This is a genomic window from Paenibacillus sp. 276b (assembly GCF_900107875.1).
In the GTDB taxonomy this organism is placed as follows: Bacteria; Bacillota; Bacilli; order Paenibacillales; family Paenibacillaceae; genus Paenibacillus; species Paenibacillus marchantiae.
Genome location: NZ_FNRR01000004.1, coordinates 414,622 through 434,198 on the forward strand (window position 1 = coordinate 414,622; position 19,577 = coordinate 434,198).

General features: G+C 47.2%; 16 protein-coding genes. 15 read left to right on the forward strand and 1 reads right to left on the reverse strand.

The genetic code is table 11. The annotated features are described in order from the left end of the window. Positions 1-164: 164 nt before the first annotated feature. Positions 165-2,189, reverse strand: a complete 2,025-nt coding sequence (locus tag BLV50_RS21070; protein WP_090810036.1) for a VWA domain-containing protein — start codon at positions 2,187-2,189, stop codon at positions 165-167. A 620-nt stretch (positions 2,190-2,809) separates the two neighbouring features. Between BLV50_RS21070 and BLV50_RS21075 the strand changes: the two genes are divergently transcribed. The 15 genes from BLV50_RS21075 (at position 2,810) to BLV50_RS21145 (ending at position 19,574) form a co-directional block, all read left to right on the forward strand. After that, positions 2,810-4,978, forward strand: a complete 2,169-nt coding sequence (locus BLV50_RS21075; protein WP_064636265.1) for a hypothetical protein — start codon at positions 2,810-2,812, stop codon at positions 4,976-4,978. Positions 4,979-5,160: 182 nt separating this feature from the next. Further along, entirely contained in the window at positions 5,161-5,586 is a 426-nt protein-coding gene (locus BLV50_RS21080) for a hypothetical protein (RefSeq protein WP_053781361.1), read from the forward strand. Positions 5,587-5,712: 126 nt separating this feature from the next. Then, the gene (locus BLV50_RS21085; protein WP_090809853.1) at positions 5,713-6,174 is read left to right on the forward strand and encodes a J domain-containing protein; all 462 of its coding nucleotides are present in this window, start codon (positions 5,713-5,715) and stop codon (positions 6,172-6,174) included. 42 nt (positions 6,175-6,216) lie between these two features. Next, entirely contained in the window at positions 6,217-6,768 is a 552-nt protein-coding gene (locus BLV50_RS21090) for an FHA domain-containing protein (RefSeq protein WP_090809855.1), read from the forward strand. Between the two features lie 42 nt (positions 6,769-6,810). Continuing rightward, on the forward strand, positions 6,811-7,344 hold the full coding sequence (locus BLV50_RS21095) for an FHA domain-containing protein (RefSeq protein WP_090809857.1): 534 nt from the start codon (positions 6,811-6,813) through the stop codon (positions 7,342-7,344). Between the two features lie 8 nt (positions 7,345-7,352). Next, a complete protein-coding gene (locus tag BLV50_RS21100; RefSeq protein WP_090810038.1) occupies positions 7,353-8,210 on the forward strand; it encodes a PP2C family protein-serine/threonine phosphatase in 858 nt (285 codons plus the stop codon). 40 nt (positions 8,211-8,250) lie between these two features. After that, positions 8,251-10,095, forward strand: coding sequence for a SpoIIE family protein phosphatase (locus BLV50_RS21105; protein ID WP_090809859.1), 1,845 nt, complete (start codon positions 8,251-8,253; stop codon positions 10,093-10,095). Then, on the forward strand, positions 10,095-11,387 hold the full coding sequence (locus tag BLV50_RS21110; protein ID WP_090809861.1) for a normocyte-binding protein: 1,293 nt from the start codon (positions 10,095-10,097) through the stop codon (positions 11,385-11,387). Before BLV50_RS21105 ends, BLV50_RS21110 begins: the two co-directional genes overlap by 1 nt. A gap of 7 nt (positions 11,388-11,394) precedes the next feature. Next, positions 11,395-12,084: a hypothetical protein gene (locus BLV50_RS21115; RefSeq protein ID WP_063567935.1), complete on the forward strand. Its 690-nt coding sequence runs from the start codon at positions 11,395-11,397 to the stop codon at positions 12,082-12,084. Positions 12,085-12,116: 32 nt separating this feature from the next. Then, on the forward strand, positions 12,117-14,768 hold the full coding sequence (locus BLV50_RS21120) for an Hsp70 family protein (RefSeq protein WP_090809863.1): 2,652 nt from the start codon (positions 12,117-12,119) through the stop codon (positions 14,766-14,768). A gap of 31 nt (positions 14,769-14,799) precedes the next feature. Further along, a complete protein-coding gene (locus tag BLV50_RS21125) occupies positions 14,800-15,573 on the forward strand; it encodes a DNA and RNA helicase (protein ID WP_090809865.1) in 774 nt (257 codons plus the stop codon). A gap of 30 nt (positions 15,574-15,603) precedes the next feature. Further along, a complete protein-coding gene (locus tag BLV50_RS21130) occupies positions 15,604-16,236 on the forward strand; it encodes a hypothetical protein (RefSeq protein WP_090809867.1) in 633 nt (210 codons plus the stop codon). Beyond that, positions 16,233-17,657 carry a contractile injection system protein, VgrG/Pvc8 family gene (locus BLV50_RS21135; protein WP_064636281.1) on the forward strand — a complete coding sequence of 475 codons (1,425 nt, stop codon included), beginning with the start codon at positions 16,233-16,235 and terminating at the stop codon, positions 17,655-17,657. Before BLV50_RS21130 ends, BLV50_RS21135 begins: the two co-directional genes overlap by 4 nt. Before the next feature lie 91 nt (positions 17,658-17,748). Beyond that, complete coding sequence (locus tag BLV50_RS21140; protein ID WP_177031233.1) at positions 17,749-19,020, forward strand: pentapeptide repeat-containing protein; 1,272 nt, start codon at positions 17,749-17,751, stop codon at positions 19,018-19,020. After that, entirely contained in the window at positions 19,017-19,574 is a 558-nt protein-coding gene (locus BLV50_RS21145; RefSeq protein ID WP_090809871.1) for a hypothetical protein, read from the forward strand. The genes BLV50_RS21140 and BLV50_RS21145 overlap by 4 nt, the downstream gene beginning before the upstream one ends. Positions 19,575-19,577 lie beyond the last annotated feature (3 nt).

The window sequence follows — 19,577 nt, forward strand, 5'->3', positions numbered from 1 at the left end:
GTTGCTATCTTCACAACACATAAGCACTCGAGATACCAAAGGGATAAAAAAATGATTCCTGTTCTGAACAGGAATCATTTTCTATAAGTCGATTAACTCTCTTTATGCATCTGTTTTGACAATAGTGTCATTGCAGATGATCGTTCTCATCAACACTGCGATGATTATGCCATGGCCTGCTGTGGATCTTTCTTTTGTCCTACATAGATATTAGTACTTGGTTTGATGGCTTTGTATCGAATTTCAATCTCTGTGACTCCATCCTCAAATGTAATATACAACTTTTCATTATACTCTAGAGCTTCTGTATGTCTGGGCTTCACTGGTGTACGTCCCCGGACGACTGTGCAGTTCGTATCATGCCGTACCAATAACGTTTCCTTTTTACCAGCCTCCAGCCAGATTCGTCCTGACTCCGGTACCTTAACTCCAATGTCCATACGATCAAATAGTTCACTGAGACTTACTTTCCGTCGGTCCAATGAAGTCAGTGGCCAATTCGTCACGGGAATATCTTCTCCGTTTGCAGTGGCCAAGAAGTATCCTTCCAATCTTCCGCGAAATACAGGTTTTGGTTTCAGTACAAACCAATACAGGGCGAAGATTCCCCCGGCTGCGAGGAGACCGAGTCCCGTATATAGCAGTATCTTTTCACGTAAAGAATGAATTTTCAACTGGATGTCTACGGTTACACTCGCGCCTTCAGAATCCGTTGCGGTCACCTTGATGGATGAACTACCGGTGTGGAGCGAAGACCAACGCAGTATATTACCTTCAATGACAGCGTCTCCGAGTTTGCGCTCACCCCCATCTTCTTCCAAGGCATACGTTAATGGATCATTATTGGCATCCTTAAAATAGTTGCTTAGGTCAACCTCTGTATTGCTATCGTCTTTGGATAACACCATGGACTCCCCGGTTGCTACGGGGGCCTGATTGGTAATATCTACTTCAACCGGAGTGATCTCCCGATAAAAGTCAGGACCATCAATCCGAAGACCCCATGTGTATAGATCCGATTTTGGAAAAGTGTATTTTCCCGTAAATCCACTTCCTGTATTGGTCAAAGGGATATGCTCTGTTTTCCCATCAGACGGAGTGACAATGAGTTCTGCTTCAAGTCCCTTGTAAACATTCAAATCCTGAATGGGTTTAGGGTCCACAGCCTGATCGTAGAGAGAGGCTTCAAATGTGATGCTTTTCCCCTTTACTGGCTGCTTCGTTGCCATATGTGCAACCGCAGACACGTTGTAGTTACCAAGTAGGTTGATCTTCACTAAATCTCCGCTGTGCCCCTTGAATTTCAGCTTGAATTGTCCTTTGACCGGACGAATGATCTTCATTAGAGCATATTTATCAGATCGGATGAAGCTAACATTGCTGGACTGATAATACAGCTGAGCTTCAGAGACAGCATGATCAGAGAGCATGATAATGTTGGCATCCGCCATGCTTGAATTGGGGATGTCCACAGTTACCTCCTGCATTGCCCCTGTTGCTGTTACTGCTGCCACAGATACAAGAACAGATTGAATCTGATCTGCAAAAATCCGGTTGAAAATTTCAGGCAAGTCGTCTGCGCTTCCCGTGATAAAGGAAGATCCACCCGTCTCCTGAGCTATCCGCTCCAGTTCAGCGGGGTTAACCGTACCATCGCGGTTTAGTCCGACGGTATAGATTGGATAATTAGCTTTTTGAGCCATCTCAATCACCTTGTCTACATCTTTGGATGAATCAGCTGGTGTTCTGCTCGACGAGCCACGCAAATCCGTTTCCCCATCAGAGAGCAAAATCATAAATGGCTTTCGTTTGTCCGTCTGGGACTGTTCGAGCAAACTCGCACCTCGGCGCAAGCCGAGTCCAAGATCTGTATAGCCTGAGCGTTTTAAGCCATCAACACGACTACGAAGGTTATTTCGTGCCCCAGAGGATGATATATCCATTAGAGGTACGGATGAAGTGATTTGATCATTATAAGCTACGAATCCCAGTCGGGTCTTAGGTCCACTACTCATATCCATAAACATATGTATAACTTCTTCGGCGATGCGATCTTTGTCGGTCTCATTCATAGAGTAGCTAACATCCAGGACAAACATGGCATCTAGTCCTTCATACGCGTGGGTCTTGACAGATGATTCTGCGTAGATGCTGCCAATGTTCCCTGCTGGAATTAAAATGCTAATCATCAATAGAGAGAGCAGTATTTTTTTGCATTTAATTAATATCATGTGAGGCTTCGAATCCCCTTTCTGGTTTGAAAAACTTCGGTTCACTTGTTGGGAATATTAAATTTTTTTGAAAAACTTTTGCTTAATCACGATATAACGCCGTTATGCGTAGTTTTCATTAATTGAGAATAATGCAACACCGCATACTTTCAGTATTTTTACTCTTGATTAGGGGGAAAACCCCACTAGTCTTAAATCATTCAACTTAATCCAAATTATAGGATATTCTATATCATCGGCATGATCCGTAAGGAAGTGAAGCGAATTCCAAAAATTAGTTCTATAGGTATATCGAAGGTTATAAAATGAGCTTTTAGACCTATGGTGGGGATTATTGACAAAACATATCGCTGATGATTAAGATGAATTCCATAAATCTCCAAAGCAAACGGCATAATCTGGTACATAAGTTCCAGTCGTATGTTGACAGCTCGTTCTATTGGTCTTGTGTTTGCTGGGAGTAGTGATTCTCCTGGATCATGACCGAAGGCTGATAGAGACGTGCGGAGTGTCAAAAATTGATGGAGGGGGGGAAGCATTCGCCCGAATGGATCATCATCTTGGCGGATGTTGCCTGAATGGACATTATTAATCAAACGAACCGAACGATGCTTTTTGAAGAAATCAATCCCGAGAAGTTGGACTTGATCACCATTGTTGGTGATGTTAAGGGCATCGACAGTCTGAGTGACGATAAGATCAAGGAGATTAACGAACATTTGCTTGTTCGCAGCTTCGATGAGTTCCTGGACAAGTTCTCACCTAGCGTGTACTCCTTTTTCAATGCGGTAAACCAGAAAGTCATGTATACGCTTAAAAAACCGGAAGGTATCCCGGACGAGGCTATCTCGGAGATCAAGATCGACCATAGTAACGACTTTCTGAGAATGCTGTTCACCCTGATTGATACCAAGCGCAGTCAAGGTATTACGAACGTTGATTTCAAGTTTGAAAATTTGCTCGATATGATTTCACCGAAAAAAGTTATGGATGACATTCGTCAGGTCCGGAAGGAAATCCATTACATGTATGGTCAGCATGAGAAGCTGGATGACGGCGATCCGAAGAAGCTGGATATCGGGGATAAGCTGAACGTCATGTTTGAAGATGCAAGCCGGAACTATAACAATGTCATGGCCATGCTTCCACTCGCCATTGAAGATATTAAGACCCGTTTGTTGCTGGGCCGTGCACAAGAAGAAACTTCTTCCGAAGCGATTCAGGTAGGACAACTTACGATTGGTGAGAGCGGAGAATTGAAAATTATCGAAGCTCCGAAGAGTGATAACAACGAGCTGATGCTTCTTGATGAAGCGACAAGCACTGATTTGACGCAAGTATTTGCCGAAGATTACGATTCACTTTCCGAGACACCTTCGCCGTATGTACAGGATCTGGTGGTCCGCACATTCTGCCCGCTTCCTGCGGTACAGTCTGAAGTGGATACTGCTGTTGAAGTGCAGAATTACAATACATACCTGGAGTTTTACAAAAACGCCAAGGATGATTTTGTGAAAACGGTAAAACCGCTGGTCGAGAAAATATTGGGTGTCAAAATGTTCTTTGACCAATATGCGATTAAGAACAAAGGCATGCTTCCTTCCATGCTGATCTCCAATGCCAAACTGGATATGCTCGTCAAGAGCAGTAATATTCCGCGGCTTGAGACATATCTCAACACTGTCAACGCGAAGAATGATTTTACCGATACGATCTGGTTCGGTATCGTTCCTTCCGTAGAACTGGAAAATACAGGCCAAGTCAAAGTCAGCCGTGCCCGTTTCCGTGGTAACGAGAAAGTGGTTAAACAAGACGGAAACAGCATGGAATCTCTGGCAATGCTCCTGCAAGTTGTTAAGGATTACAAGGTGCAGGTGTTCTTCAGCTTTGAATCCGGAGAAGAAACCACCTTCAGCAGCATGGCTACCGCAGGTATTGATAAGTATATCGATAAATGTTCAGTGTTGACCCGTAAGGAATATAGCGAATTTGCCATTCCGAGTGCTCCAAACTTCACGATTATTCCCAAGGAGAAATCGGGTGTCGTTATCGACAGCCGTATGCTTCAGACGGAGAATGGTGTGGAACTTTCCAAGGAGAAGGAAGACATTCTGAAACTGTGGATTGAAGGCGTGTATGTTGGAGCGTCCTATGTATCTGCAGGGATTGTTGCTGCGTATCAGTGTCCGGAATACCTGAAAGGGGCTTTCAAGAACGTCAACCGTGATTATCCAGGTGTGCGTTTTGACATTGAGGCAGGGGACAACAGCTTGCGTGTTGTAACAACGATGACCAAAGAAATTTCCGGATTTACAAATACGATCAAGGATTTGATTAACCGCAAAAACTTTGGATTTATTTTCTCATCGGAAAATGCCCAAATCCAGGATAGCGACATCAAACGGATCACGGTCTATAAAGCGAGAAGCATGGCGATGTCCGAAGATGGTTTTGATTCCTTGTACAAAACACTTGTTAGTACTTACATTGAGCGCTTGCTCCGTTTCCAAACCGGTGATTTCAAGCATGAAAATATCGTCAAATTCTTCAGCAACAATCCGAGCAGTCAGAAGAGCCGGTGGCTGGGAACTCGAGGGTCGATCAATTCGATCATTCAGGAAGGCGACGATATGAGCTTTATCATCGATGAAAAGAGCAACATGTGCCATATTGACCTGGTATTTAACGGCAACGTGAAGAACCTGGAGGTCATGATTACCAAAGGCACCAGCGCGATGAAAGTGTAAGAAAACCATTGGAACAAGTCTGATTATTAAATATGATTCATCAAACAACGTATTATAGACATTTATTTTGGTGTTAGAGGCAGACTTCATCGTCTTGCCTTTATACATATATTCCGGTACCTCTCCCGAGATGGGGAGCATACCGGGCACATTTTTTCCTAATCTTAAGGAGGTTTTTATTAATGGGTTTTGTATTGAAAGTAGAAGGCGCAGAAACAATCGAATTGGGAATGGATAATATCCGTACAGTTGTGTATGACACGGATACACCAGATGATTCCAACGCTAGATCCACAGATGTAGGCGCAACACTTCGCATCAGCGGCAAAATTATCACTGCAACCGACGGTGACAATGCAGATGACACGATGAAACTTGCTTTGTGGTCCCTCGTGCCTGCTGAAAAAGCGGATTGCTACCGCAAAGTAACCCTGGAAGTGGTTGCAGCAGATCAAGTGGTACGCAAAATTTACTTGCCTAACGCATTTGTTGTGGATTACACAGAGCGCTTCGGTGATACCGAAGGCGTAGGTGAATTCAGCCTGTTCATCAAACAGAAAAAAGATAAAACTGAATTCACTAAAATTGAGGGCGGCTTCCCTGTATAAAAGGGAACAACTGTTGTCTTGGGCCAGTTCGTTTTGGTCCAGAACAACGCTGTCAAGTTAAGGGGCCCTGGTGCCCCTTAATCTTTATTTACGCCCGAATACGGCAGGGAGGCAGGAAAGAATACCATGAAAGATTATTATGCCGTGCTTGGTGTAGAACGTGAAGCTTCTCCGGAGCAGATCAAGAAGGCTTATCGTCAATTGGCGAAGAAATTTCACCCGGATGTCAATGGGGGAGATGCACAGGCAGAAGCGCGTTTCAAGCAAGTACATGAGGCATACAGTACACTCGGAAATTCCGAGCTTAGAGCAGCATATGATCAGCAGCTTCACACTGGACGTAATACAGGTCAAGCGAAGGGTTCAGCATCCGATACAGCCAGATCCAGTAAAGGCAATGCGAAGTCCGGGAGTGCAAATGCCGAGAAGGTGTGGTCGGATCCATCGCGGATGCAGGAACAGTTCGAACAATTTTTTGGCTATCACCCCAAAGGCAAGGAAAGTCCAAACGGTGGCAAAGCCGGTCCCAATAAAGGAATGGATATGTCCGCCATGTTTGACCGATATTTCGGAATTCGAAAAAAGTAGACCGGTAGCTCGTTATGGATCAAGCCGGTTCAGGCGGAGGTTATGGAAGTGAAACGAGGAAGGTCGGTATTGACGATGGGGCTTGACGCTTGCGTCGCCATGATTTCGTTAGCCGTGCTGTATTACATATTTATCATCAACCGGGATATGAGTGCCCAATGGGTAACTGGAATTATCGTGGTCCTCTCTGGAGGAGCATACCTGTTTTTTAAATACATGCCAGCCACCAAGGTGGAAAAGAAGAAATTGTCTTCGCGTGTCGTGAAGCTAGTCCTCCTGGACGACGACGGCACAAGTGTGAAGGAATGGTATATTCAGGGCGAAACGAGTGTTTTGATCGGGAAAAGTTCGAAGAACAGCGAGGCTGACATTGATCTGTCCGATACACCCTATGCGTCTCTCATTAGCTCGCAACACGCCGTATTGAACAAAGCCTCGGGTCAATGGTTTATCGAGGATATCGACTCGGCCAGTGGGGTAGGTGTACGTAAAGGAAATCAAAGCAGAGCATCCAAATTGGAAATCGAAGAACCCAGCCTGATTGAGGCAGGAGACTTAATTTATATTGCCAATACCCGCATTTTGGTGAAATAACGTTGGCGTACATCATACAAGCTTACGGGGGAATGAAACGAAATGAGTCTGACTAGATGTGGAAACGGACATATGTTCAGCACGAGACGACACGGCAATACGTGTCCATATTGCAATCTGGCCGTTGAATCGCCAGCTACCAGTAATGTTGAGGCAGCGGGTGCAATCCCACGCGCACCTCGTACGGCAGAGGATGACAGAACGATGCCATACCTGGGCGAAACGACAGGAATCGAACCGGTAACGGGATGGATGGTGTGCATCGAGGGTCCGCAGATGGGCCAGGATTATCGAATAATGGCTGAAAAGAACTTTATTGGACGTTCGGAAGAGATGCATGTTCGCATCCTCGGGGATAACACGATTTCTCGGCGTAATCACGCGGTGATTGTGTACGATCCCAAAAAGCGGAATTTCTATTTGCTGCCCGGCGATGCTTCTGGCCTCGCATATCACAATAATGAAGCAGTCTATTCTCCGGTGGAACTGGCTGCCTACGATGTTATTCAATTGGGACGCAGCAAATTCATTTTCATTCCATTGTGCGGTGTGCACTTTGAATGGGAGCAACAGTGAACACCTTCATGATTTTGTGGAACGACAAGGAGCTAACACCCTACTGGGTTCTTGCGGGTGGCTGTTTGTTGATTTGGTTGCTGTTATTCGCACGAAGCCGGATTCCGGTAAGGCAGCGTGACGATAGACCGGTTGGAGTTCAGATTGGCAATGGACAGACCATTGGTGCTCGCAATGAACAGGACGATTATTTTGCCTGTGCCGTGCAGCCACATGGTGTACTTGCTGTACTTGCCGATGGGATCAGTGGATTGTCCGGTGGAAAAGTGGCGAGTACGACTGCCGTGGAAACATTTATCCGGGAGTTTGAAGAGTTGGAGCGGTTTCCTGATCCGGAAGAGTTCTGGGATGCTTGTTCCCATGCGGCAAATCAGGCCATCCTTCGGAATTTGCTGGGCGTTCCCGGAGGGACAACTTTGGTGTCTGCCATGATCAAGGGAAAGGATCTGTATTGGGGTGCGGTAGGAGACAGCATCTTGGCCGTGTTTCGCAATGGAGAGCTGCTTGCCATCAATCATAAGCATACACTGGAAAGTCAACTTGAAGAACAGTATATGTCTGGAGAGATCTCGGAGCAGGAGGCACTTGACAATCCGCAGCGCAAAAGGCTGGTCAACTATTTGGGGTACGACCATTTTAAACAAATGGAAATCGCGGACGAGCCGTTTGCACTGCAGCCGGCGGACAAGATTGTGTTATGCAGTGATGGGGTATACAACTCCCTCACGGAGATGGAACTGGAGACCATTCTGGCGCAAGATATTCCGCCATTTGATGCAGCCCAGGCCATCATTGATTTAATTGAAGAAAAACAGCTCGTGCATCAGGATAACGCCACGATTATCATTTTGGAGCAAGGATGGTAACGGATCGGGCAACGCACAGGGACGGGAAATGGGGAGACGGATGAGGAAGGAGAACAGTGAATTCAAGACGGCTTTTGTCTCAGAGGCGGGGTCTTTCCTGAAAAATCGGGATTTCTACGGCTGCGTTGAACTGGAAGACTGGGCTTGTTATGTCATTGCAGATGGTCTGGATACCGATACGGAAGTGAATAGTGCACAGATCACAGTACAGACCATTCTGGAATCCTTTTTGGAAAAGCCAACCATGTCCAAACGCAGACTCACGGAATATATCAAGATCGCACATGAATGGTTGCAGTATGAAAGCCGCCGGGTCAGACTCAAAGCGGGATTCGTTATTGTTGTAACGGATTATACACGCATGGTGTGGGCATCGGCCGGACATAGCCGCTTGTATCATTTCCGGGGAAATAGGCTTGCACTAAAAAGCAAGGATCATAGTGTAGCTGCCCAACTGGCAGCGGAAGGCCAGATTGCAGAGGATCGTGTGGATCAGCATGATGAACGCGGCAATCTGAATGAATACGCGGGCAAACCTGGCATGATCAAACCGTATGTATCCGATAAGGTCAAGCTTGCCGATGGTGATGTGCTTGTTCTATGCACCCCTGGATTATGGGAAGGCGTGCAGGATGCCGAGATGATTGATGCGGTGGAAGGTGCCAATGACCCGCAGGCGCTGGCCGACACGTTGGAAGAAGTGATGCTCAGCAAGCAACGTTCACGAATCGAGAATTATAGTGCGGCAGCCATCTATGTGAACAAGATTTTTCATGAAGAACCCAAGAACCGTAAGAAATGGATTAAACGGATTGCCATCATGTTGATTATGCTCCTGATTTTTGGCGGAGCCGGCATATTCTACGCGGTGAAAAGCGCAGCCAAAAAAGCCGAGCTGGTCGTAGATATGCTGCAATACGAACAGAACGCTGACCAGTACGTGAAGGAACAGGAGTACGCCAAGGCCGTCTCAGATTACAGTCTTGCTCGCAACAATTCGATCAAAGTAAAGGACCCTGTGCACAAAAAGTTGCTGACTTCGAAGATGGCTGCTGCTCAGACATTGGTTGACGGCGAGGCTCATCTGAAAGAAGGGGATATTCCCAAGGCAACCGCCAGTTACACCAAAGCACTGGAATTGTCTGAGTCCTACAATATGTTCAACCGTGAAGTCATTCAGGAACGTTTGGAACAGATGACCACCTTTCAGCAAGTACAAGACTGGATCACCGAGGGCGATCTAAAACTCCAGAACGGAGACTACAGTGGAGCGATCATTTTGTATAAAAGGGCCAGAACAGCGGCTACGGAAACAGCTTATAAGGAAGCGCTGAAGGAAGTTGCCACCAAACTGGAGACGGCCGAAACTAAACGGGCGGATATCAAGCGCCAATCCAGACAGCTTCAAGCTGATACGCTGGAACAGAAGGGTGACCGCTTCAATGAAGCCGGAGATTATAGTGGCGCCATGGATGCCTATGCTTCGGCACAGGAAATTTATCAGGAGATCGATATGTTGGAACGGGTGCTGGCTATGGAGCGGAAAATAAATAAGCTGGATGAGAAACTGAATCCACCTGTACCGGCGGTTGATCTTACTCAGGATGCGGCAGGGTTAGGAACAACAGAGACGTCTGGTTTGAACTCGGATTGGACCGGGAATGCGGGAGGAATGAGCGCAGGCAATTCAGTGGGAAGTACTTCTTCTGCGGGTAATGCCTCTTCGGCCGGAAGTGGGACTGCGGATGCTTCTGGCTCCGGGTCTTCTTCAGGGAAAACGACAAGCAATGCTAGCATTAATTCCGCTTCAAAGGCTAAAGGAAGCACCGACACCACCGAGGCAGAAGCGAATGAACAGGAAGCAACGGAAGAAGGAGATTCGTGATGAAAGATATTATTCGTGACCGTCTAAACAAGATGGAGGATCTGGAACAACGTCGCATACTCAAAGACCTCATGACAGGTGTTTTTCTTAATCTGGTGGAGTATCAGGAGACGCTAAACAAACAGATCGAGCAACGTGTGTTTGACGAGGTGGTACCGCTGGAGGAACGCCACGATGTATATGTCACATTATGTCCGCGGGAAGATTTGGACCCCATTCATGAATTTCTGTATCCGATTCTTCCGGAGGATGTTGCACCGCAGACTGTTTATTTGAGCGAGGCTTCAGATGCGCTGGCACGTAAGGAAGAGATGAATTTATTCACGTTCTACATGGAATGTGGGCAACAGGAGCTCCAATCCCTGCTGAAAAGTAATCGGACATTCCGCGGGGAGATTGTAACGAGTGAAGGCAGACATGCCATAACGGTTCGGTTGAAATCAAGTACAGCGTATATCTCCAAAATTGAAGAACTGTACCGGGTCTTTCGTAAAAACAGCCTACCATGGAAATCGATTAATGCACCCTATGTGTTCAAATTCGTTGATTGTGTTCTAGTGGGTTCGGACGATGGAGATGCATGGGACAAACAGCATGTGGTCAAAGAACTTTCAATCCATTTGGAGGAGTTTGAGTCATATAAAAGAACGAACATGATCCCCCTTTGGAATATTCAGCAGCTTGATATGAAAACAGGTGGATTCCCTGTCCCGGCTTCGGACCGCATCAATTATGAACATGTGTTACCGCTCCGCAAAACAGGGACTGAGCACGGATATTTAGTGGATGGAGACGAATCGCATATTCGATATATCAAAAGATCGGAAGAAGATATCACCATCGTATCTCCGCTGGAGAAATCCGATTCATGGACGGTGTTGAAAATAGCCGGTCCCGTCGCAACCCGCATTGGGAGGATGGACTTTCCGCTGTTTTCCAACAACAAACGGGAAGGGTTTGCCGGTAAATATGCGCGTCAGGAAGGACGCTCTGTACGATCCAAAGGGGAGATTGCCCGCATGGTTCATGCTTTCCAGGCAGCGGAGGGATTGGAACTGGAAGATGTGAAAGTGGTGGCACCTGGGCCTACCCTGGGCATCACGTACCCGCTTAATGGATTTGTTAGCGATCATGTCCGTGTTGAGGCAGATAAACATCGAATGATTTTAAGGTTCAGCAAACACGGAATTCAGCCAGAGCAGGCTATTTTTCTGGATGATTTGCTGAGCTTTCTGGTATCCGAGATCCAGTTGGCTTTCCCTGAATATCGCTGCGAAGGGGAATGGATGTGAGCTCAACATGAATTATATATGGGATCTGATTATTCGCGCCAAGCGTAATGGAACTGATCTGAGAGACGTAACTTTTGTTCCTGCACGTGTATATTCGCCATACATGGAATTAAGTCATACGAACCTGAATGCTTCAGACGTGGAACGTACGATTGAAGTCAATCCGTATTATCGTTTTTTTGATATTTTCAGGGATTTGTTCGATATCAATAACGAAGAGCAGGTGGAATTGCGGGAGACGCTCTTTGATTTGGTCATTCATTTTCTGGCGGATATGGATTTGATGCAGGGGATGAATAAAAGGGAGTATTACATTCGCTTCATTTTGAATGATATGCATTCGGGTGTATACGGGAAACGGATACGGCGGCGACTGGAGTTGTTCGGACGGGAGGAACAGGAAGTGATCGCCTGCAATATGCTCCGTCTGTACGATACGGGAGAGGCCGTTCATCTGCTGAGGGATACTCTTGTCCGGATGTTCCCGCGTTCAACCCTTTATGCCAATTGTGAGGAGAAGGATGAATTGCTCTTATATATTGGTCAGGTAGAACGGACGGAAGCGAAGGAGAAGCTGGAATTGATTCTTGAACTCTTCCTGCCGGTTCGTTTTGACACGGAAATATACTGGGGGCATCATTTTGGCATTCTGGATGTGGACTATACGATGATACAGGACGGTATTGCCCTATATTAAGCAGCATCAGCAGTTGTAAGGAGGAAGTATAGATGAACGGCTATTCATACCGATTGTATCCCGATGCCACGGGCAGGGAACGGGCCAGAGGAACCATGCGTTATACGCGCGAAGAGTTGATGGACATGACCACATTTCAATTACGGAATATTTGTTACAAGGAGCGACTGGTTGAGGGATTGGGGCCCCGCACGGAGCGTGAAGAACTGATTCGGATTATTCTGAAATTTTTGGGAGCGGACGATGTATTGTGGATCGATCAGTCTTTGGAAGGCGGATTCGAGCGCATACAAAAGGCCATTTCTCGTCATATGACGGCTCCTATGAGCAGTGATGGAGGTATTAGTGTGCCCGCGCGGCTGATTCTGTACGAAGGATTGAAAGTGGACAAGCTGGATCAGTACGTAGTCACGGCACCGGGTGGTTTAACCGAATCCAACGTACTTTTGGTCAATGAGAGTATGGAGCTGTGTGGCATCTTTAATCTGGTTAAGGACGAGTCCATATCCGGAACCTTTTATTTGACTGCAGGAAGTGGATCGACCTGGAAACGATCGGGAAACAGACAGTACAGTCTTCTCTTTTTCCGTAAACGCGATTCGGAATATCTATATCAGACCTATTACTCTAGCAGGCCTCTTCCTCCGGTTCATATTCAATATACTCAAATTCCACTGGCCGATCTGGACATCCGGGAACTCGAACCGACAGACGCTGTACTTGCAATTGACTTTGGCACCTCCAACACGACGGCAGGCGCCTATTTGCATAATGGTTATATTCAGGCACCAAGCAGCCAGGATTTACTGAATGGGCGGGTTCGTATGGATGCCATTAACTATGTGGCTTTTCCCGATCCTACATACAAAGACACGGACTGGATCGAGGTTCTGCCTACGGCCATCGGTGTCGCGGAGTGCTCAGATCCAGCGAACATTCGTTACGAGTTCGGCTATGAAGCGTTGCGAAGCATGCGTCGGGGAGGGTACAGCAGCCGGGCGAGTGTCTTCCGCAGCATGAAGCGCTGGGTGAACAATTACAACAAAATGGAAGAGATCGTCGATGTTCATGGCAATGCGGCCATGGTTTCTCGTATGGATCTGCTGCGTGCGTACATGAATTACATCATCCGAACGGCAGAGCATCAGTTCAAGTGTAAGTTTCGCCATGTGCATTTTACCAGTCCCGTGAAGATGAAAGCACAATTTTTGCAGATGTTCGGAGAGATGCTTCCGGATTATCGGATTGAGCAGACATATGCGCTGGATGAGGGAATGGCTGTGCTCTATAACACCCTTGCCGACGGGATGGAACGCGGTGCTTTCATGGAAGGGCAGACGTATCATGCGCTCGTGATTGATTGTGGCGGTGGAACAACTGACTTGTCATCTTGTGCATTTACGATCGAGGACGGACATATGGCTTACAAGCTGGATATCCATACTACATACGAAAATGGGGACACGAACTTCGGAGGTCACAACATTACCTATCGTATTATGCAGTTCATGAAGATCATATTCGCCGACTACTATAGCGGACGACGTCAGGTGACGGATATCGATAGCCTGATCGAGGCACCGGGTGCGGATGTGTTCCGTCAGGTGGACGAAGAGGGTGTGAAGTCCGTTTATCAGAAGCTGGAACAACGCTATGAGGAGGCAGAACATATCATCCCTACCGCGTTTGCGCGTCGAGAGAATCGTTCACGAGATGAGTATTTGCGGGTGAGAGGCAACTTCTACTTTCTGTGGGAAATCGCAGAAGAGATGAAGCAGCAATTTTTTCGCAAAACAGGCATCTTACGTAACCGATTCCACTCGGAGATGGAGGACGATGGGGATAGTGACCTGCAGATCACGACCATGGAACGTTGGTTTCTGTCCGTGGAACGTAGTGGTGAACTGAAGGATGAATATGAGTTCCCCGATGTGGTGTTTAATATCAAGGAAATTACCCAGCTGATTAAGGCTGATATTTATGAGGTGGTTCGCAAGTTTTTGGATGATTTCTATCGGCAAGGGCGGATGAGCCAATATTCGATTATCAAGTTGACAGGTCAGTCCTGCCGCATTGATGTATTTCGGGAAGCACTGAAAGAGTTCGTTCCAGGCAGAAGCATTGAGTTTCGGCAAAAACCTGCGGAAGGGCGTGTGCCTGATCTTAAACTTGCCTGCCTTCGAGGGGCGATTCGTTATCTGAGTGCCCGCAAAACAGGAAGCGTTCAAGCCGACATCACGCATGATGCCGCTGTAATTCCTTATACCGTAAGTGCCTACACGCATAATGGACGTGAAAAAATGCTGATCAGCAGTCTGGATCGGAGTGACGGCATTCCGGGCAGCATTTCCCGTCCATTCGAGACGGCAGAAGTGGAGTTGTACCTGAGCGGAAGCGATGGTCAGCTGAGACAGAAATTCGTCTATGCCAACCGTCCGGATGCCTATAAAGAGGTGCTCTACGAAGACATCCGGGATCAATACGGAGATAAAATCCCGCAGGATGATACGGATTCTATTGTGAATGGAGAAACGAAGTTTTTTGTTTTTCCAGATGACCGTCATTGGGGGTTTCATGTATTGCCGGTTGCCCGCAGGAATGAACGATTGTATCTGGGGCCGCAGAAGCTGCTTCCATTTGAAACAGACTTGTCTGAACTCGACTTCTTTGACGGAATGAAGTGAGGACCAAGAGCAGAAAGGAGGGACACCGCTCATGTTCACATATTCGTATCCGCATTTTAACAAGGGAAGAATTCTGAAAACATCCATGTTGGAGGGGCTACGCGATTTCCCCAGAGACTACATCGAACTGTATTATCGTGGTTATGCAGACGGCATCCTTGCAGGTGCAGAGGTAGAAGTGTTCCCGGACAAGTTGGTCGTCTCCCCTGGAATGGTGCTGCATAAAGGGAGGCTTTATATGCTGACAGAGCCTATGGAACTGGCATACCAGGCTACGGGCCGGGTCAATGTGGTGAAGCTTCAGTTTACTGCGGAGGAAACCGTGAGTGACATGACGATAAGCCATTCGGAACTGCTTTTGGATGAAGAGACAACATGCACATCTGGAGAGTTGGAGCTGGCTCGATTCAAGTTGAAGGAAGGGGCCCGGCTGCGGCGGGACTACCAGACCTTTGCTGATTTGGCAACGGAGTTCAACACACTGCATGTCATTCATGTCCCTTATGCAGCCGAGGAAGCAAGCACCTTATCCCCTGTTGTCATGAAGGATTATGCCGACAGATTGCTTCGAACGGGTACCTCTGATCCCCAGGATCTGGTCTTCGCCATGATGTGTCTCAATGAAGGAACCGTTGCGCGCAGCGTCATTTTGCATCACATTGCCAGTCGATTGGGGCTGGAGTACAGAGAATACGATAATGCGCAAATTCATCGATATCTGGATCGTATACTGGCGAATGCAGGTCGGGGAACGGGACGTTCGGGTATGCCGGTGGGCGGACCACATCGTATGATTGTGGATTGAAATTTTCAAGAGAATGGGAGGATGTAAACGATGAAGCATTGGGATGAAAAAATTGTTGCAATGATGAACGGCATGACAACGGATGCCCCTGATGATGGATATGGACAAATTCCGGAAGAACCAGACCTGGACTTAACGGCTGCTTTTTTACAAATTGGTGGTGAGCCCTATTCATTTCAAGAAACGGAGCTGCTTGAAGGAAAGGCCCGGATGATGCTGCCACGGACCTTCAAGCCTATGTCTGAGCACATGATGAATCTAAAGTATCCTTCACAGCACAGACCCGGTACGATTTACACGAATGCAGAAGGCACGATTAATATCGCCGTGAATCACACGGTTAACCCACTGCCAGGGGAGGATCTGCCCTTGTTTAAACAGAGCATGATTCAGATTTTGCGGCGAACGCAGAAGCTTACCAAGTGGTACGGGGACGGTGATCGCACCGTGGGAGAACGTGCTGCGGCAACTTGCGAATTTTTGACTCCTGTCGTGAATGCGAATCTGTATCATCTCATGCTGTTCACTTCGTTGGATGAACGGGCACTGATCTTTACCTTCAACTGCACAGATCTGGAACTGGACGATTGGAAACGTGTGGCTTCCGCGATGATGAACTCCATCCGTTTTGAGGTCGATGAGGAAAGGGGCGATGTAATGTGAGTATTGAAGCCTTGTCTTACAAAAATGTGAGAGTAAGCCCGTTCGAACTGGTCAGTCTGCATGAACTGGTTATTACCAAACAAATGAATGAGCACGCATGTGTGAAGTTCACGGGAATTGTAGATGAAGAAAAAAAGGATACATACGTGCGTCTAAGCGGTTCGGATACGCTAGTCGAGATCAGTCAGATCGATGAGGAAGGCAGTACATCTGTACTGTTCAGCGGCTTGATTCTAAATGTTGGGGTAATGGTGACCGGTGGCGTCTATATGCTCGAAGTGGAGGGCATCTCTCATACCCATGAACTGGATATCCGTAAGAAAAGCCGTTCGTTCCAAAATCATGGCATGACGTATCCACAGTTGTTAGACCAAGTTGCGGCTGACTATCCAAACATCGATATCATGGATGCTGCAACAGATGGGGCAGCCATTGGAAAGTTCACCCTTCAATATGAGGAAACGGACTGGCAGTTTCTGAAGCGTATTGCATCCCGTCTTCGAACGGGTTTGATGCCTGCATCCGTATTTGATACTCCCAAATTCTATTTCGGTGTGTTTGATACGTCATCCAAGGGGAAGCTGGAGGATTTCAATTACAGAGTCCGCAAACGGATGGATAAGTTCCGTTACACCTCGCAGAACACCAAGGTTGAGGTTGGCGAAGAGGATTACGTGTATTACGAAGTGGAGACAAATCGCGTACTGGATCTGGGGAATGCCATCGAATTCAAGGGCAAGCTTCTGTATGTATATGAGGCATTCACCGAAATGAAAAATGGTCTGCTCAAGCATCGTTATACACTAAGTACACATCGGGGACTCCGGCAAAATACATTCCATAACGATAAAATTATCGGAGTTTCGCTGCAAGGTGTCGTCATTGGCATCGACAAGGATCGATTGAAAGTGCATCTGCACATTGATCCAGCGCAAAACGAGGGTGAGGCGCATGCTTTTCCCTATCAGTCCGTGTATACGGCGGAAGGAAACAGTGGTTGGTACGTAATGCCCGAAAAAGGGGATCATGTGCGGGTTTATTTTCCCGGTAACAAGGAAGAAGAAGGCGTGGCTACGAGCTCTGTACGGCAGAACTCGGACGAAGGCGAGAGCAACAAACTGAGTAACCCGGATCATAAATACTTCCGTACCGCCGCTGGTAAGGAATTGAAGATGACACCCGAAGAGGTGATTGTTACGGGCAAAGACGGGGAGATTTTTATTCGGCTGAGTGAAGGCGGAGGTATCGAAATTATTAGCAGTCAGCAGATCACGATTTCCGCCAAGGAAGATATCATGATGAATGCTGAGAAAAGTATTGTGTTTTCTGCAAAAGAAGAAATAAGCCTGACCTGTAAAGAGAGCAACATCAAAATGGACGGAACAACCTCATTGGTGGGCACAGAACTGAAAACCAATTAAAAGTGACTAGAGTTCTACTACAAATCAACTTCTGGAATGTTCTTATAACAATGTATTGGTGATCTTTGAAAAGGAGAAAGGAGGAATGCTCGTGACTACTGCGCTTGTGCAATTCAAGCAAGAGATCGTAATTCCACTACGCAACCAAGTGATGCTCCGCTTCGAGCAGATGTATCAGCAGAATCGCGAACGTTTGAAAGAAGAGTTTCTCCGTCATTTTGCCAAGAAATGTCAAATCGTTCTAAATGCGCAGAAGATCGGTGAACATGGAGCGGTGGGACATGTTACATATTCAATGCTTCGAACACGACTAATGGACGGCCAGGCCCTGTATTTGACCGAAATGGCTGACGAAACGTGGTTATTTGATCCCTCTCCCATTGAAGGAGAATATGATGCTTCCTGGGCATTTGGTTATCTGGATGTGATGCTGGCTAGTTGGGAAGAAGAATTGCATCGGCCCGGTTCGCTCTATGCAGGCTCCATTTCACGACCAGATCTGGAACATATACTCCTGAAGGAAGCTGAACACGGACACGCCTATGTGACGAATCTGATTCATCTGGCAATGCCGGAGGCTGTGCAATGTGAATCGTTTATCCATCTGGAGAAGTGCCCGTCCTTTGAAGTTCGGGTAGGTGAATATCTGGATGTGAGCGAATCCGTGTACAAAACGAATAGTGATCCAGGCGATGAATCAGAGATGCGAAAATGGCTTGCTGAAAGAATCGAGGGAGCCTACGGATATGCGGCTTTGGAACATCTGGATCTGGCTGGAGGAGATTATAGCGGGATGGATTTCCGTTACTCAGCTTTTCGCAATGTGGCGTTTGGAGGGAGTCAATTCGAAGCCAGCAATCTGTTGAATACCGTCTGGGAGCAATGTGACTTGACGGATACCCGATGGAATAGTAGCCAGATGTATGGTGCTCGTTTCCGAAAATGCCGGATGGTAGGTGCCATATTTCATGGCATAGAGGCGAGACAGGGATTGGCTGATCCTGAGACCTGGGAAATCCCAGGATTTCATCCGATATCCTTTGCAGGGGCGGATCTGAGAGAGGCAGACTTTGTACTGGCGGATCTTCAAGGAGCAGATTTTACGGGAGCGTTGCTGGAAGGCACTGTGTTTGGCGTATGCAACTTGGCTGAGGCAGATTTCCGTGGAACGGATGTGTCCAAGGTCGATTTTACAGGTTCACGTTTGGAGGGGGCGCAGATGGATACGGGGGCTTCCTGCCCCATCCAGGGTCGTCCCGCAGCCCGGAAACGAGAAGGCCTGGAGCATATCGATGGGACGATCGAGGACCAGTTATTAGAATTCAAACAGCAGAGACTACAGCAGAAAGGACGGATGGTATGAGAAACGATTGGTTCCAGATCATGCAGGATATGCGTGTAACAGGGGCTCTTGAACCAATTGGTGTCAAAGGGATTATTCAGCCCGAGTGGATGAGAGGCGATCAATTGAATGAACTGGAGCAAGCGAATTTGCAGTTTACGATTCGCCCTAATCGAAATCCTGTTCCCGTGGATCTGATCGAGCGGCCGTATCCGTTATGGTCTGATGAGCTTAAACGTTTGCTGAGTACATTCGCTCCACGCCTGATGTTCAGACTGACTGGCCTGATGGATATGGAGAGACAGCAATTACACCCTTACTGGTTCATGGTGCTACCACAACTGGAAGCATTAGCCATGAGTAGTACATTTGACAGCAGTGGCAAGTTGAACGTACTTCAGGTCGATGGCGAACGATTGAGCAGCACGAACTGGCCAATTATTCAGTTGACGGACGAACGTTTGAAGGAAACCGTGATCTTGGTGAATCTGGCGTTGGCTGAAGCGATTTTACGCCGAGACTATATCGGTTTGCGTTTGCAACGCGTGGATCGGGTCGAGAGTCCGAACTATTAACGA